Here is a 15,631-nt window from a genome sequence, read left to right as displayed (position 1 = left end):
CGCCGAGGGGCGGCGGCGACGACGTCAGAGGACGCCGTTCTCCTTGTCCTCGGAGGTCTGCAGCCAGCCGAGGATGACGTTGGCGTTGCTCACGAGCAGGTCCTTCGCCGCGTCGTCGCCCTTGACCTGGTTGTTGGCCTTGGCGATGAACTGGCCGAGGTAGCCGATCGCCGACTCCTCGTGGCCACCCTCGTAGCGCTTGATGGCGTTGCCGACGCGGCCCTGCAGGTCGGCGCCGACGGCGGCCTTCACGCGGCCCGCGGTGACCAGGCGGCCGACGAGCGCGTACAGCTCGTCCAGCCAGGTCAGGGTGCGGACGTAGTACATGCCGTCGTAGGAGCGGGCGGCCGCGCCGAGCGAGCCGCCGGGGACGCCGGCGTTGGTGGCGCTGTCCTGCTCGTAGACGCCCGTCGCCGCGGCGCGGGCACCGACCTTGGCGAAGAAGGCGCGGAACGGGACGATGCCGGTGCCGAACTCGACCGGGACCAGGTCACCGAGGATGGTGTTGGCCGTGAGCGCCGTAGGAACGGCGTCCTTGGTGTGGAAGAGCTTGTAGCGGTTCGGGTTGGCCACGACGTAGTCGGCCGGGTCGAACCCACCGAGGTAGGACGCCTCGTGGCGGCCGGGGACGCCCGGAGCCGGGAAGGTGCGCGCCCCCTTGAAGGCCCACGCGATGTCCATCTCCATGAACGCGCCGGTGCTGTCGTCCAGGCGCGAGGTGAAGACGTCGTAGCGGCGGACGGTCGGCTGGTCCGTCGTGAAGCGGAACTCGTTCTGGTGGTTGTGGTGGTAGATGCCCTTGAGGCCCATGGCCTTGGCCTCGACCGCCGCGGCATTGAGCATGTCGGCCGCGCGCTGCACCTCGGCGACGGTGTTCGACGTCGCGTACGGCAAGCCGTCGCTGGCGCGGATGCCGCCCCAGAAGTCGTTCGCCGTGCCGACGAACGGCATGCCGAGGTCGAGCGCGGTCTGGAAGGAGGCCTTGCGCTGGTTCGGGTCCGTCAGGGCCTGCGCGCTGATGTGCGAGCCGATCGCCTTGAGGCCGTTGTCGTCGAGCGCCTTCTTGATCTCGGCGGTCGTGATCTGGCGGCCCAGGATGTTCGTGCTCTGCGTGTAGCCCGCGAACTCGACCTCCTTGTAGCCGATGCGCGCCAGCTCCTCGAACACCACCGCGAAGCCGAGGGAGGAGATCTTGTCGCGGACGGTGAAGAGCTGCAGGCCCAGGTTCTCGAGCGGGACGTCCGGGGCGGCGACGTCGAGGGCGGCGTTGGCGGGCGCGATGCCGAGCAGCGGGGAGGCCGCGACACCGACGGCGGAGGCCCCTGCCAGGCCGAGGAAGTTGCGGCGGTTGAGCTTGCTCATTGCGTATCTCCTCATTCCACCCGGGCCAGGCGGGTCCGGGATGCGGGTCGAGCGGGGGCCGGCCCGACGGCGGCGATGCCGTCGGGCCGGCCGGTACTGCGGGGTGCCTACCGGCGAAGATGCTCACCGGCGGTTGTGCGTAGGAAGGACTAGCCCTCGAGGGACGCGATGAGCGCCCGGGCGTCGCGGACGAGGATGTCGTGCGCCGCCTTCTGCTTGACCTGGCTGTCGGCCTTGGCGATGAACTGGTTCAGGTAGCTGACCGCCGAGGAGGTCTGGCCACGCTCGACGCGGGTCTGCGCGCCCTCGAGCCGGTCGCGCAGGCTGGCCGCCGCGCTCGCCGAGATCGTCTTCGCAGCGAGGTAACGCCCGATCAGAGCGTCGATGCTGTCGAAGGAGACCGTCGTGCTGAACGTTAGCGTCTCGACCTTGGTGTTGCCGGCGACGTCCTTGACGGTGAACACGATCGTGTGAGCACCGACGGACAGGGTCGACAGGTCGATCGGCTGGGCGGCGCCGTAGCTCTTGCCGTCCACCGAGATGGAGGTCGCCGACAGGAAGCCGGAGCCGCCGGTGTTGTCCGTGCCCGCGGGCGCGAGGTAGGCCGAGTTGAGGATCGAGCCGTCCACCACGCCGGGCAGCGAGCCGGCAGGAGCGGTGCGGTCGATGCGGACCGTCACGTTGCCCACAGTGGAGACGTTGCCGCCCGTGTCGGTCGCGCGGTAGCAGACGACCGTCGTTCCCTCGGTGCTGACCGTCACGTTGCCGTTGGTCGGCGTGTTGGTCCACGTCGCACCCGCGGTGTTGCACTGGTTGGCGTTGGTGACGGTGCGGTACTGGCGCGACGCGACGACGCCGTTGTCCGTGGCCGCGATGCTCACGGTGACGTTGCCCGAGGTGTACCAGCCGTTGGTGCCGTTGGCCGCCGGGGACAGGGTCGCGGAGACGGTCGGGGCCACGGTGTCGGCGACGCCGTTGCCGAGGAACTCGACCTGGTCGAAGACCACGCCACCGGTGGAGGTGACGAACAGCTTGCCCGAGCCGGTCGGCAGGGAGGTGCCGGTCAGCGCGAGGTTGACCGTCTGCCAGTCCGTGCCGGTGAAGGCAGCTGTGGCGAACGGAGCGGCGTCGGCCGAGCCCCAGCGGAAGGAGAGCGTGCCGGTGCCCGAGGCCTTGACCTGCGCGCCGGTGACGCCGGAGAAGTTCACCGGGTCCCAGGCGAGGTAGTCGCCGGCGTCGAACGAGGTGACCTTGTTGAGACCGCCGGCGGCCTCGTCGTAGACGACCTCGACGCCGGACTGCGCGTCGAACCACTCGGCCTGCTGGAGCTTGTCGTTGAGGATGACCTCGGCCTCACCCGACGCCGCGGGGACGCCGTTGGCGCCGGCGTCGGTGTAGGTGACGAGCATGATGCCGAAGATGTTCTCGGTGACGCCGTGCTGCGGGGCGTCGACCGGGGTGGCCCACGCACCGGAGCAGCCGGTCGCGGTGGACAGCGGGTGGGCGTGGGTGTTGTGGCCCAGGCCGTAGGTCAGGGCGACCCGCGAGCACACCGTGCTGGTGCCCTCCTCGGGGTCGTTCGTGGTGACGGCCCACGGGACGGCCTGGCCCCACTTGAAGAAGCCACCGGACGGTGTGGAGATCGAGACGGTCGGGGCCTGGTTGCCCACCGAGATGCGCTTGGACACCAGGGCGGACTTGCCGGACGTGTCCGTGACGCGCAGACGGGCCGTGTAGGCGCCGAGGTCGGTGTAGGTGTAGGACGCCGTCACGCCGGTGGCGTCGAAGACACCGTCGTTGTTGAAGTCCCACTCGTACGTGAGGGCGCTGCCCTCGGGGTCGACCGAGCCGGCCCCGTTGAACGCGACCGTGAGCGGGGCGGAGCTGCTGGAGCTCGGCTGCGTCGTGAACGCGGCGGTCGGCGTCTTGTTGCCCGGCGCCCAGTCGATGCGGAAGATCGCAGCCTCGGGGTTCTGCCGGAAGTAGCCGTTGCCGTAGTCGATGACGTACATGGAGCCGTCAGGGCCGAACTCGAAGTCCATCGTGCCGTCCCACTTGGGGACGTTGCTCGAGGTGGCGCGGCCGTTGGGCAGGAAGTCCTCGAGCTTGGTGACCGGGCCGTTCGGGTACGTCACGGTGAAGGCAGCCATGTAGTCCTGCTGGAACTCGGCCATGAAGGCCTTGTTGTCCCAGTAGGCCGGGAACTTCGTCGGCGACGGGTTGGCCGCGTCGAAGTGGTAGATCGGGCCACCCATCGGCGACTGGGCGGTGCCCGTGCCGAAGTCCGTGAGCCCCGCCCACTCCGCAGGCTGGTCCGTGTTGCGGTCGCCGTAGTACAGCGTCGCCGGCGTGGCCGGCGGCAGCGTCGCGACACCCGTGTTCCACGGCGAGTTGTTGACCGCTCCGGCGGCGCAGTCGAACCAGGCACCGGAGGTGTTCGTCGCGTAGTTGTACTCGTTGTAGTTGAACTGGTTGCCCGTGCAGTACGGCCAACCGCCGTTCATCGGCTTGTCGAGGCCGGTGATCTGCCACTCGACGTAGCCCATCGGGCCGCGGTTCGCCAGCGGCGCGCCCGCGTCGGGGCCGTAGTCACCCCACGACAGCGAGTTGGTCGCCGGGTCGACCTCCATGCGGAAGGGGTTGCGCAGGCCGGTGACGAACACCTCGGGGCGGGTCTTCGGCGTGCCCGGCGCCCACAGGTTGCCGGACGGGATCGAGTAGCTGCCGTCGTCCTGGACCTTGATGCGCAGGATCTTGCCGCGCAGGTCGTTGGAGTTGCCGGCGCCGCGGCGGGAGTCGTTGCCCGGGTTGCCGTTGACCAGCGCGACGTTCGGCGCCATGCCGGCTGCGCCAGGGGCACTGGCCGGCGTGTTGTCACCAGTGGAGAGGTAGAGGTTGCCGGCGGCGTCGAAGTCCACGTCGCCCGCGAGGTGGCAGCACTGGCCGCGCTGGACCTCGACCTTGATGATGACCTGCTCGGTGGTCAGGTCGAGCGCCTGCGTGGCGTCGTTCCACTTGAAGCGCGACAGCTGGTTGTAGCCCAGCCACTGCTGCCAGTACGACTCGGTCTGGCCCGCCGGGAGCGTGGTCGGCGCGCTGCCCGTCGGCGTCGTCGCCGGGTAGGGCTGGCCGTTCTGGGCCGTCCCGCTCATCGTGCGGGGCGAGTAGTAGAGGTAGACCCACTTGTTGGTGGCGAAGCTCGGGTCCAGCGTGACGGTCTGCAGGCCGTCCTCGGAGTTGTTGTAGACGTCGAGCTTGTTGACGATCTTCGTCACGCCGGTCGACGGGTCCGTCAGCCGCAGGTCACCGTTGCGCGCGGTGTGCAGGATGCGCTTGTCGGACATGACGGCCAGGTCGATCGGCTCGCCGGTGTCCTTGGTGATCGTGATCTTCTCGTAGTTGTTCCAGTCCAACGGATCCGGGTCCGCGGCCGACGCCACGGGTGCCACCGTTGCCACCAGAGCGGCTGCCGGAAGGGCAACCGCCAGGGGCACGGAGAGCAGACGAAGCCGACTTCGCTTCATTGCGTGGGAACTCCTCGCTGCTGGTGGGACTGATCTGCCTGCCACGGCGCGTGCTGCGCGCGGGAGGGGCGGGACGGCTACCGGGAACCGCTGGCGACGGCCTCGGTGCCTCGCGGGGAAGCGCACGAGCTGGACGGTGCAGCACTGGTGCGAGCCGAGCACCCGTAGGCACCGACACCGCGGGAAGCACCCGAAGTGAGGGGATTCGCCCGTTGCCCGGGGACAGCGCCGTCCATGAAACGGGAACGTAATGAGGCGCCAAGGTGGCGTCAAGCGAAAGTATCGAGAGAATCAATCGTTACGGCGTCGTGACCAAGCACAACTTGTCTCTACTAAAGCCTTGCTTCCGCGTGTAGCAGCAAAAGTACGCGCAATGCCCAGGAGTGCCCGGTCAGGCCTGCGCGGGGACGGCCCCGGACGAGTCGGCGACCGCTGCGTGCAACTGCCGGCAGAGCGCTTGCACGACGGGCCCGGGGTCCTGCCGCGTCACGACGACGACGGGGTAGGTGAGGCGCTCGCCCTCCACGAGCACCGGTGCCCACTGCCCGTCCCCTGCGGGTAGGGCCCGGCAGGACGACGAGACGTCCGACCCGAGGACGACCGTGCCGGCTCCTTGGCGTGCGAACGCGACCAGGCTGGCAGGGTCGGCGCACTCGAGGGCGACCACCGGCTTCTCGTCATACCTTTCAGTGAAGGCCGATTCCAGAACTTGCCTTCCGCGCACGCTCGGCGGCGGCAGCAGGAGAGGCGAGTCGCGCAGGTCGGCGAGATCGACGCCCCGGGCCTGCCCCGCGACCGGGGCCAGGGCTTCGACGTGTGCCGTGAAGAGCAGCTCGGAGCGGAGCGTGGGATGCCGGTCGGCGAGCCCGCCGGGCGCCCCGACGACGAGGTCGTAGACCCCCTCCTCGAGGCTGCGCAGCGCCCGCTCCTCCGCGCGCGCCCCGCCGTTGTCACCGTCCTCGAGCAGTCGGAGCTCCACGTGCTCGCCGCCTTCCACGGCCCGCCACGCGGGCGCGACGAAGAAAGCGTGCTGCGGCGCGAAGGCGAGCACGTGCTGCGTGCTGCCCAACCGGGCCAGCGCCTCGGCCTGAGCGAGGATCGTGCCGGCCGCAGCGTAGACCCGGCGGCCGTGCACCGTGGGGACGACGAGCCGCCCGTCACTCCCGCCCCTGGTGAGCAGCGACGAGCCGCCGGTCACCTCGGTCAGCTCGGCGAGGTTCTGCCGGACGGCCACCTCGCTGAGGGTGAGCTCCTGGGCCGCGGCCCGGATCGACTGCCGGTCCACGACCGTGACGTAGACCCGCAGCCGGTTCGGCGTCAGGCGCGACACGTCCGAGGGCCCGGTCGAGCCGGTCGGGGTCACCGGCGGCACCCCTTCGCCTGCTGTCTCGCCGTCACCGGCCGCTGCGGCCGGTCGGTGCCGGCCCGCGTGCAGGCCGGCGCTCGCGGATGCGGGACGGGAGCTCCCCGTGCCGCTTCCGCATCTCGCTGTCCTTTCTGCCCGGCCCTGTCCGAAAACGCCCGTGCACGTCCCTGCTCGTTCGGACGACGGGAGCTCGGTGCGCCAGCGCAGGCTAAGCCGGGCTTGCGGAGGCGTCAATTAGCCCGAAGGGTGGCGTTGAAGTCGGCCGTGTTAAGCCAGGACGTGTCCTAAAGACCGTGCGCCGGCCACCTGCCGCCCGGGGCGGCAGCCGGCTGCGAACGACCACGCGCGCCGGCAGCCCGGTGGCCCGGCGCGCAGCGCTCCACCAGCAGGACCGCCGTGTCGTCCCCTCGCGCGCCGCCGCTGTGGGCGTCGACCGCGTCGAGCAACAGGTCCAGCACGGCCTCGCGCGAGGCCGAGGCGCCGATCTCGCGCACCGCCCGCTCGAGCTCGAAGAACCTGCCCTCGGCGTCTCGCGCCTCGACGATGCCGTCGGTGAAGAGGAGCAGGCGTTCGCCGTGGGCCAGTGACAGGTCCTCCGCGACGGGGACGTCGGCCAGGCCCAGGGGCGGCTGCGGCGTCCGGGGCTCGACTGCGCTCACCTCGCCGTCGGGCGCCAGCCGCAGCGGGGCCGGGTGGCCGCAGTTCACGATGCGCCCACGCCCTTCACCGTCGAGCTCCAGCAGGACCGCCGTGACGAAGTCCTCGATCGCCATGGACCGTGCGGTGCTGTCACTGACGGTGCGAGCGACGGCGGCGAGGTCCGGGCCGGCGGTGAACACGGCCTCGCGGAAGCTCCCGAGCACCGCGCTGGCGAGGCGTACGGCGTCGAGCCCCTTGCCGCGGACGTCCCCCACGATGACCCGCACGCCGTACGGCGTGGCCTGCACGTCGTAGAAGTCCCCGCCCACGCGCGCGGACGCGGTCGCGGAGCGGTAGCGCGCGGCGAACCGGAGCGCGCCGGAGCGCTCGGGGGGCGGGCGCAGGATCGCGGCCTGGGCCGCCTCGGCGATGTCGGTGATCTCGCGCAACTGCCGGTCGCCGCGCTGGCGCACGGTGGCGGCCAGGACCGCGGTGAACGTGCCCGCGACGGCGAAGCCGAGCCGGCCCGCCTGCCCGGTGCTGCTGACGGTCCGCGCGACCTCGTAGAACAGCTGGCTCGAGCCCATCGTCACGATCCCGACGGCCAGGACGTCGACCGGCGCCGCGAAGATCGCGGTGACGAACGGCGCGACGGTGAGGACGCCGAGGTACTGCAGCCCCGTCCCCTGCAGGACGTCGGCCGCGATGACGGTCACGATGGCCGCGAGCCCGGCGGCGATCCCCAGCAGCCGGCGGCGCGGCGGCGCGGCGACGTGATGCCCGGGAGCGCGGCCGGTCATCACCCTTGCCGCTCGTCGGGCGAGTTCCAGCGGTGCCTCCGGGGCCGAGGGACGACGCTCCCATTATGCGGGGTCACAGCCCGTCACTGCCGGCGAAGACCATCGCGAGCGGGAGGGCTGGTTGGCGCTCCGGCCCTGCCGACGGGCAGGGTGGGCGCATGCTGGAGATCCTCGAGCTACGCAAACGCTATGGAGACAAGACGGCGCTGGACGGGCTGTCGTTCGCCGTCCGGCCGGGAGAGGTGTTCGGCTTCGTCGGGCAGAACGGCGCGGGCAAGACCACCACGATGCGGATCGTGCTGGGCGTGCTCGCGGCCGACGCCGGCGAGGTGCGGTGGCAGGGGCGCCCGATGGACGCCGCCGCGCGCCGGCGCACGGGCTACATGCCCGAGGAGCGCGGGCTCTATCCGAAGATGCGCGTCCGCGACCAGCTGGTCTACCTCGCCCGGCTGCACGGGCTGCCGGCCGACCGCGCCGAGGCGTCCACCGACGCGCTGCTGGAGCAGCTCGGCATCGCGGACCGCGGCGCGGACAAGGTAGAGGCACTGTCGCTGGGCAACCAGCAGCGGGTCCAGCTGGCCGCGGCGCTCGTGCACGAGCCGGACCTGCTCGTCCTCGACGAGCCGTTCAGCGGGCTCGACCCCGTCGGCGTGGACGTGCTGGCGGCCGCCCTGCGCGCCCGCGTCGACACGGGCGTACCGGTGGTCTTCTCCAGCCACCAGCTCGAGCTGGTCGAGCGGCTGTGCGACAGCGTCGGCATCATCAAGGACGGTCGCATGGTGGCCGCGGGCGGCGTGGACGAGCTGCGCTCGCGCGGCGGGGTGCGCCGGCTCCGGGTGGCCGTGGACGCGCCCGCGGGGTGGGCCGACGGGCTCCCCGGCGTACGCGTCGCGACCGGCGCGGCTCCCGACGGCGCCGTCGTGCTCGAGCTGGCCCCCGACGTCGACGACCAGGCCGTGCTCGACGCGGCACGGCGTGCGGGCCGGGTGCGGGAGTTCCGTCCGGTCGCCCGCAGCCTGGTCGACCTCTTCCGCGAGGCGGTGGCGGCATGAGCGCCCCGGCTCCGACCCGTCCGCAGGCCCCCGAGCTGTCGTCGGGCGCCGCCGTCCGGCTCGTGGCGCGCCGTGAGTTCGTCGAGCGCGGGCGCGACCGCTCGTTCCTGGTCTCGACAGCGGTGACCCTGCTGATCCTGCTCGCCGTCACCGTGATCTCCCAGCTCGCGGGAGGCGACGACGACAGCTACGACGTGGGCCTGTCCGGCGCGGCGACCGCGGCCGCCCCCGGCCTGCAGGCCCAGGCCGAGGCGCTCGACGTCGAGATCGACGTGCGGGACGTCAGCCCGGACGAGGCCCGGACGCTCGTCCGCGACGGCGACCTCGACGCGGCCCTGCTCGCGCCCGGCTCGGCGGTCGTCAAGGAGGAGCTGGAGGGGACCCTGCGCGCCGTGCTCGAGCAGGCGTCCGCGGCGCTGGTCGGGGAGGAGCGCCTGCGCGAGCGCGGGCTCGACCCCGCGCAGGTGCGCGCCGCGCTCGACGTCGAGCCCCTGCAGATCGAGGCCCTGGACCCGCCCGACGAGGACGCCGACCGGCGCCAGGGCATCGCCTTCGTCGGCACGCTGCTGCTCTACGGGCAGGTGTTCGGCTACGGCTTCTGGGTCGCGCTCGGAGTCGTGGAGGAGAAGTCCAGCCGCGTCGTGGAGGTGCTCCTCGCCACCGTGTCCCCGCGCGCCCTGCTCACCGGGAAGATCCTCGGCATCGGCCTGCTCGGGCTCGCCCAGCTGCTCGCCCTGGCCGTCGTCGGGGTGACGGTCGCCGTCGCGACCGGGGCCGTCGATCTCGGCTCGGAGGTCGTCACCCCGCTCGCGCTCGTGCTCGGCTGGTTCCTGCTGGGGTACGCGTTCTACGCCACCGCCTTCGCCGCCGCGGCCGCGCGGGTCAGCCGGCAGGAGGACCTGCAGAACGTCACGACGCCGATGACGCTCGTCATCCTCGGCAGCTTCTTCGCCGCGATCTGGGCCAGCAGCAGCCCGGACGAGCCGCTGGCCCGGGTGCTGGCGATCGTGCCGCCGTTCTCGGTCCTGGTGAACCCGCCGCGCACGGCGGCCGGGGACGTGGCCGCGTGGGAGATCGTGCTCGCGGTGGCGCTCATGGTGGGGGCCATCGTGGCGCTCGCGACCTTCGCCGCGCGGCTCTACGAGGGGGCGGTGCTGCGGACGGGCGCCGCGCTGTCCTGGCGCGAGGCGTGGCGGGGCCGGCACCGCTGAGCGACCGGGGGGACGCAGCAGCGGCCGGCGCCGTCGGGCGCCGGCCGCTGCGTACGAGCAGGGGGTCTCAGCGGGCGACGGTGTCGGCGGCCTGCGCGCGCCGCTCGCCCATCGGCTTCTCCGGGCCCTGCGTGGTGTCCTTCGCGGTCTGGCGCTCGGTCTCGGCGTTGATCTCCGCGCCGAAAAGCACGATGAACGAGGTCAGCATGAGCCAGAGCAGCAGGATGACGACGCCGGCGAGCGCGCCGTACGTCTTGCCGTAGCTGCCGAAGTTGCTGACGTAGAGCGAGAACGCGACCGAGCCCACGATCCACAGCACGCCCGCGACGACGGCGCCGAGGCTCGCCCACGAGAACTTCGGGTTGTCGCGGTCCGGGGCGTACCGGTAGCAGACCGCCAGGGCGATCATGACGGCGACGACGAGGCCGACCCACCGTCCGACCTGGATCGCAACGGTGGCGATCGAACCGAGGCCGAGCGAGTCGAGCACGGCGGGGGCGACGGCGATGAGCGCCACCGCGACGACGATGAAGAGGATCGCGCCGAGGGTCAGGGCGAGGGCCAGCGCCTTCTGCTTGACGAAGCCGCGGGTCTCCTTCTCGTCGTACGCGATGTTGATCGCCTTGATCAGGTTGCCCATGCCGCCGCTGGCCGACCACAGGGCGGCCAGCACGCTGATGACGAGGCCGATGGAGAGGGCGCCGCTGCTGCCGTTGGCGATGCTCGTCATCTGATTGGTCAGCAGGGTCTTGGTCTCCTCGGGCATCCCGCTGGAGAGGTCGTTGACCTGCTGGGTCACCTGCTGCGGGTCCGCGACGAGGCCGTAGATCGTGACCGCCGCGATCGCGGCCGGGAAGATCGCCAGGAAGGCGTAGAACGCGACGCCCGCCGCCATGAGCGAGACGTTGTCCTCCTTGGTCTCCGCCCAGGCGCGCTTGACGATCTGCTTCCAGCCGGCGGCGGGGATCTCGGTGGGCTTCTCGGCGTCCTGCCCGGGCTGCCCAGGGTCGTGGTGGACCTCGAGCCGGTCCCGGTGCGTCGTCTGCTGAGCCATGGCCGCTTCCCTGTCTCTCGTGGTGGCCGGCGAGGAAGCTCCGGCTCGACGGTTCCCGGCGACGTCTCCGTCGCCGGCGCGCTGGTCTCGGCGCCGTGCGGGCCCGCCCCGGACGGGGCGCGGTGGGAGCTAGCTGAGCCGGGAGCACCGGGGCGTGGGGCGCATCCGGTGCTCCCGCTCTAGACAATGCGGCTACCCGGAGCGGGGCCCCGCACAAACGCGACACAACCGTTTGTTTGGCGTCACCCTCCGCTACCGCCGGCCCGGTCGCCCCGGCGGGGACGGGCACCGGCCGCGGCACCCGCCCGGCGGGGCGGGCGGAGATGGCACGATGCGTGACGTGACCCGGCTGACCGACTTCCCCCCGCCCCCGCTCCGCCTCGGCGGCGAGCCGCTGCCCACCGTCGGCCGCGTCCGGGTCTACGTCTGCGGGATCACGCCCTACGCCGTGACCCACCTGGGCCACGCCTCGACGTTCCTCTGGTCCGACCTCGCCGCCCGGGTCCTGCGCGCGACCGGCTCGGCGGTCGAGCTGACCCGCAACGTCACCGACGTCGACGAGTCGCTGCTCGCCGAGGCCCGGCGCCGGCACGAGCCGTACGACCAGCTGGCGACCCGGCAGCGCTTCGCGTTCGACCGCACGATGGAGGCGCTGCGCGTCCGCCTGCCCGACCGCGAGCCGACGGCCCGGCAGGCCGTCGCGCAGGTGATCCAGCTCGTGCAGGCGCTGCTGCTGCGCGGCGCCGCCTACGAGCGCAACGGCACGGTCTACGCCCGGGCCACCGCGGCGGCCGCGCGCGCCGGGGTCGACCCGGACGAGGCGCTTCGGCTCGCGGCCGAGTACGGCGACGAGCCCGACGACCCCGCCAAGGAGTCCCCGCTCGACGTCGTGGTGTGGAAGGGCGCGACCGACGACGCCGACGTCAGCTGGCCGAGCCGCTGGGGCCCTGGCCGGCCGGGCTGGCACGCGCAGTGCACCGCGATGGTGCTGTCGTCGTACGGCTCCGGGGTGGACCTGCACGCCGGCGGCGCGGACCTGCGCTTCCCGCACCACGCCGTGGAGGCCCTGCTCGGCGAGGCGGCCACCGGAGTCGCGCCCTTCTCCCGGGCCTGGCTGCGGCCGGGCGTCGTGTCCTACGCCGGCGCCAAGATGGCCAAGTCGACCGGCAACCTCGTCCTCGTCGAGGACCTGCTCGAGTCCGCCTCCCCCGCGGCGATCCGGCTGCTCTGCCTCGACCGTCCGTGGCGGCAGCCGTGGGAGTACGAGCCCGCCGCCCTGCAGGGGGCCGCGGAGCGCGTCGAGGCGTTGTACGCCGCGGCCAGCCACCCGGGCGGCTCGATGACGGCGGTGCAGGAGGTCGATGCCGCCCTGCTCGACGACCTCGACGTCGAGCGCGCCATCGACACCGCGGTGGAGGCGGGTGGCGCGGCGGCCCGCCGGGTCATCGACGTGTGCCAGCTGCACTGACCTGCGCACGGGCCCGGCGTCGTCAGCTCTTCGCGGCCGGTCCCTCAGCACGCCGGGCGTTGGCCGCGACGGCGGCGTGCACGTACTCCGCGAGCCCGGGCCTGATGCTGTCGTAGTGTTCGGTGAACCTGGGATCACTGATGTACATCTCACCCAACGCGCAGTGCATGTCGGGGCTGCAGTCGTAGAACCACCGGGAGATGTGGCTGCGGTGCGCCTCGGCCGCGTCCATCGCCACCGTGCTGTCCGCGGGCAGCCCCGCGGCGAGGGCGTCGACGTAGGCCTGCTCGACCGCCGCCGCCTCCTCCTTCATCCGCAGCCAGTCGTCCTTGGTGTACGCCGACGTGCGGCGCTGCGACTCCTGGTACGCGTCGGTCTCGCCCCAGCGCTCCTCCGCCTCCTGCGCGTGCCGGGTCGGGTCGTCGTCGCCGAAGACCTCGAGCAGCTCGTGCGGGCCCAGCCGGATCCCCATCTGATGTGCCTCCATCGTCCGTTCGATCGTCCGTGTGACGGCCCGGAGCGCCTCGATGCGCCCCAGGAGGAGCCGGTGCTGGCGGCGCAGCACCCCCAGGCGTCCGCCCGGCTCGTCGAGCAGCGCCGGGATCTCGCGCAGCGGCACGCCGAGCGCGCGATAGGCGAGGACGCCCTGCAGACGGGCCACGTCGTCCTGGTCGTAGACCCGGTAGCCCGCGGCGCTGCGCCCGCTCGGGCGCAGCAGCCCGACCGCGTCGTAGTGGTGCAGCGTCCGGACCGTGACGCCCGCGAGGCGGGCGGCCTCGCCGACCGAGAGGCCCACGGGCTCCTCGCCCACCGTCCACCTCCGCGTCGTCCCGCCCTCGTCACCGTGCCCTGCTCGCCGGCGACGCTAGGCCCTGACGCCGCGGAAGGGTCAAGGCGAGCGCCCTAGAGTTCCGGGCATGGGACGCGTCACCTCGGTCAACGTCGGCCGGCCCCGCCCGGTCGGCGCCCGGGGCCGGATGTCCGGGATCGACAAGCGGCCCGTCGACGGCCCCGTGCACGTGTCCGCGCCCGCGGGGAAGGGCGGCGGCCTGGCCGAGGACGCGGTCTGCGACGCCAGGCACCACGGCGGCCCCGACCAGGCCGTCTACGCCTACGCCCGCGAGGACCTCGACACCTGGGAGCGGCAGCTGGGCCGGGCGCTGACGTCGGGCGGGTTCGGCGAGAACCTCACCACCGAGGGCGTCGACGTGACTGGCGCCGAGGTCGGCGAGCTCTGGCGGGTCGGCCCGAGCCTGCTGCTGCAGGTGACGCAGCCGCGTGTGCCGTGCCGTACGTTCGCGGGCTGGCTGGGCGAGCGCGGGTGGATGCGCACCTTCACGGCCGCAGCAGTCCCGGGGGCGTACCTGCGCGTGCTCGAGCCCGGCGAGGTGCGCCGCGGCGACGGGCTGCGGGTCGAGCACCGCCCCGGGCACGGGGTCACGATGCAGGTGGCCTTCCGCGCGCTGCTGACCGAGCCGGCGCTGCTGCCGCGCCTGCTGGACGCTCCGGAGCTGCCCACGCAGACCCGCGGCCTCGTGCTCCGCCGGCTCGCGCCGACGACCCCGTCGGGGCCGGGTCCCACGCTGCTGCCGTGATCAGCTGGACCGGCGCCGAACGGTTCGAGTTCGCCGCCCAGGTGCGTGTGCGGTCTTCGACTCGCACCGGCACCGGGCCGTCGTCACGAGCCGGCGTCGGGGGTTCCCGCCCGGAGCGCGGCAGCGATCGTGGCGTGCGCCGGCAGCACGCGGCCGAGCCCGGTGGTGCGCAGCATCCGGCTGACGTCCCGCGTCGGCCGCGCCAGCCGCAACTGGCCCGTCCGCTCGCAGAGCCGCTGACGCGCGTCGACCAGTGCCCGGCACCCGGCCGAGTCGACGAACGACACGTCGGCGAGGTCGAGGACCACCACGTGGTGGCGCTTGGCGATCTGGTCGAGCACGAACATCCGCAGCTGCACGGCGGACGCGGCGTCGAGCTCACCGGCGAGCTTCACGACGGTGGCGCCGCCGGTCCGGCGTGAGGACAACGTCAGGCTCATCGCGGTGCCCCCTCAGCGGCCGTTGCGCAGCATGGATGCGACGAATGCGCCTCTTTGCGCCGCTGGCGTGAGCGTAGCTGGCCTGCGCGAAAGGGTCATCCGCGTGGCCTTCGCCGCCTGCTCGTCGGCCGCCGGGCCTGCTGCGCGCCGTCGCGGGGGCCGCGAGCCGGTCGGTCAGTCGTGGTGGTTCGCGACGCCGCGCTTCCAGTAGCCGGTCGCCCGCATCCACTCCTTGCGCGCGCCCCGCTCGGCCAGCAGGTGCTCCCGGACCGCACGCACGGTCCCCGCCTCGCCGGCGACGTACGCGAAGAAGTCCCCGGGCGGCAGGGCGAGGGCACGGACGGCGTCCAGCAGCCCGGTCCCGGCGCCCGGCTCCGCCCCGCTCCGGTGCACCCAGGTCAACGACACCACGGGCCCCACCGGCAGCGGCTGCTCCTCCTCCGGGCCGGCGACCTCGACCACGGCGACGATGCGCTCGTCCGGCCCGGCCTCCGCGATCCGGCGGCCGATCGCCGGCAGCGCGCTCTCGTCGCCGACGAGGAGGTACCATTCGAAGCTCCGGGAGACGAGCAGCGAGCCACGCGGGCCGCCGAGCCCCACCCGGTCGCCCGGTCGCGCGGACGCGGCCCAGGTGGCGGCCGGGCCGTCGCCGTGCAGGACGACGTCGATGTCGAGCTCGCCCGCCACGGGGTCGTGGCGGCGCGGCGTGTAGTCGCGGGCCGGCGGGCGCTCGACGCCTTCGGGCCAGACGACGCCGTTCGGGCCCGGCAGCGGCAGGACGAGGGGGCGGCCGTCGACCGGGAAGAAGAGCTTGACGTGGTCGTCGGGGGCGGAGGAGCGGAAGCCCTCGAGCTGCGGCCCGCCGAGCGTGACGCGGACGACGCCCGGCGTCACCCGCTCGGTGCGCAGCACCTCGAGCAGGCGGACCTGCACCGGCATCGGGCCGACCCGTCGTACCCGCTCATCCGCCAGCGTCATGTCCGCCTCCCACTGCCGCCTGGTTAGGCAAGCCTTACCTAGAGCGTACGTCCTCCCGTCCCGCGCAGGTGGCGCCCTGCGCGGCGGATAGCCGGCGCCGGCGTGGGCAGACCGGCGGTCGGCGAGCGTCGAGAGCGGAGGC

At 72.9% G+C, this 15,631-nt stretch carries 12 protein-coding genes; 4 read left to right on the top strand and 8 right to left on the bottom strand.

Annotation, left to right across the window (positions count from 1 at the left end):
- Positions 1-24: 24 nt before the first annotated feature.
- The 4 genes from G9H71_RS12265 to G9H71_RS12250 form a co-directional block, all read right to left on the bottom strand.
- Positions 25-1,362, bottom strand: coding sequence for a sugar phosphate isomerase/epimerase family protein (locus G9H71_RS12265; RefSeq protein ID WP_166282194.1), 1,338 nt, complete (start codon positions 1,360-1,362; stop codon positions 25-27).
- Positions 1,363-1,511: 149 nt separating this feature from the next.
- Positions 1,512-4,802 (bottom strand): PQQ-dependent sugar dehydrogenase, encoded by a 3,291-nt coding sequence (locus G9H71_RS12260; protein WP_331272944.1) that lies wholly within the window; start codon positions 4,800-4,802, stop codon positions 1,512-1,514.
- 475 nt (positions 4,803-5,277) lie between these two features.
- A complete protein-coding gene (locus tag G9H71_RS12255) occupies positions 5,278-6,249 on the bottom strand; it encodes a LysR family transcriptional regulator (protein WP_166282190.1) in 972 nt (323 codons plus the stop codon).
- 287 nt (positions 6,250-6,536) lie between these two features.
- Entirely contained in the window at positions 6,537-7,691 is a 1,155-nt protein-coding gene (locus G9H71_RS12250) for a PP2C family protein-serine/threonine phosphatase (RefSeq protein ID WP_166282188.1), read from the bottom strand.
- A gap of 158 nt (positions 7,692-7,849) precedes the next feature.
- On the opposite strand from G9H71_RS12250, the gene G9H71_RS12245 reads away from it, so the two are divergent.
- Positions 7,850-8,743, top strand: coding sequence for an ABC transporter ATP-binding protein (locus G9H71_RS12245; RefSeq protein ID WP_166282186.1), 894 nt, complete (start codon positions 7,850-7,852; stop codon positions 8,741-8,743).
- Positions 8,740-9,954, top strand: coding sequence for an ABC transporter permease (locus G9H71_RS12240; RefSeq protein ID WP_166282184.1), 1,215 nt, complete (start codon positions 8,740-8,742; stop codon positions 9,952-9,954). The genes G9H71_RS12245 and G9H71_RS12240 overlap by 4 nt, the downstream gene beginning before the upstream one ends.
- A 67-nt stretch (positions 9,955-10,021) precedes the next feature.
- Here G9H71_RS12240 and G9H71_RS12235 read toward each other — a convergent pair whose 3' ends face one another.
- Positions 10,022-11,008, bottom strand: a complete 987-nt coding sequence (locus G9H71_RS12235) for a YihY/virulence factor BrkB family protein (RefSeq protein ID WP_166282182.1) — start codon at positions 11,006-11,008, stop codon at positions 10,022-10,024.
- Between the two features lie 331 nt (positions 11,009-11,339).
- On the opposite strand from G9H71_RS12235, the gene G9H71_RS12230 reads away from it, so the two are divergent.
- Complete coding sequence (locus G9H71_RS12230; protein WP_166282180.1) at positions 11,340-12,476, top strand: cysteine--tRNA ligase; 1,137 nt, start codon at positions 11,340-11,342, stop codon at positions 12,474-12,476.
- 22 nt (positions 12,477-12,498) lie between these two features.
- Here the strand turns inward: G9H71_RS12230 and G9H71_RS25095 are convergent, their stop codons facing one another.
- Positions 12,499-13,287: a MerR family transcriptional regulator gene (locus G9H71_RS25095; protein ID WP_331272941.1), complete on the bottom strand. Its 789-nt coding sequence runs from the start codon at positions 13,285-13,287 to the stop codon at positions 12,499-12,501.
- 106 nt (positions 13,288-13,393) lie between these two features.
- Here G9H71_RS25095 and G9H71_RS12220 point away from each other — a divergent pair, with 106 nt between their 5' ends.
- On the top strand, positions 13,394-14,071 hold the full coding sequence (locus G9H71_RS12220) for an MOSC domain-containing protein (protein ID WP_166282178.1): 678 nt from the start codon (positions 13,394-13,396) through the stop codon (positions 14,069-14,071).
- 83 nt (positions 14,072-14,154) lie between these two features.
- Here G9H71_RS12220 and G9H71_RS12215 read toward each other — a convergent pair whose 3' ends face one another.
- Both G9H71_RS12215 and G9H71_RS12210 read right to left on the bottom strand, forming a co-directional pair.
- A complete protein-coding gene (locus tag G9H71_RS12215) occupies positions 14,155-14,511 on the bottom strand; it encodes an STAS domain-containing protein (protein WP_166282176.1) in 357 nt (118 codons plus the stop codon).
- A 174-nt stretch (positions 14,512-14,685) separates the two neighbouring features.
- Positions 14,686-15,489 carry a siderophore-interacting protein gene (locus tag G9H71_RS12210; protein ID WP_166282174.1) on the bottom strand — a complete coding sequence of 268 codons (804 nt, stop codon included), beginning with the start codon at positions 15,487-15,489 and terminating at the stop codon, positions 14,686-14,688.
- Positions 15,490-15,631: the final 142 nt, after the last annotated feature.

The organism is Motilibacter deserti, from assembly GCF_011250635.1.
Classification (GTDB): Bacteria; Actinomycetota; Actinomycetes; order Motilibacterales; family Motilibacteraceae; genus Motilibacter_A; species Motilibacter_A deserti.
Note: the sequence above shows the minus strand (reverse complement) of the source record. Positions and strands in the feature narration are given on the sequence as shown.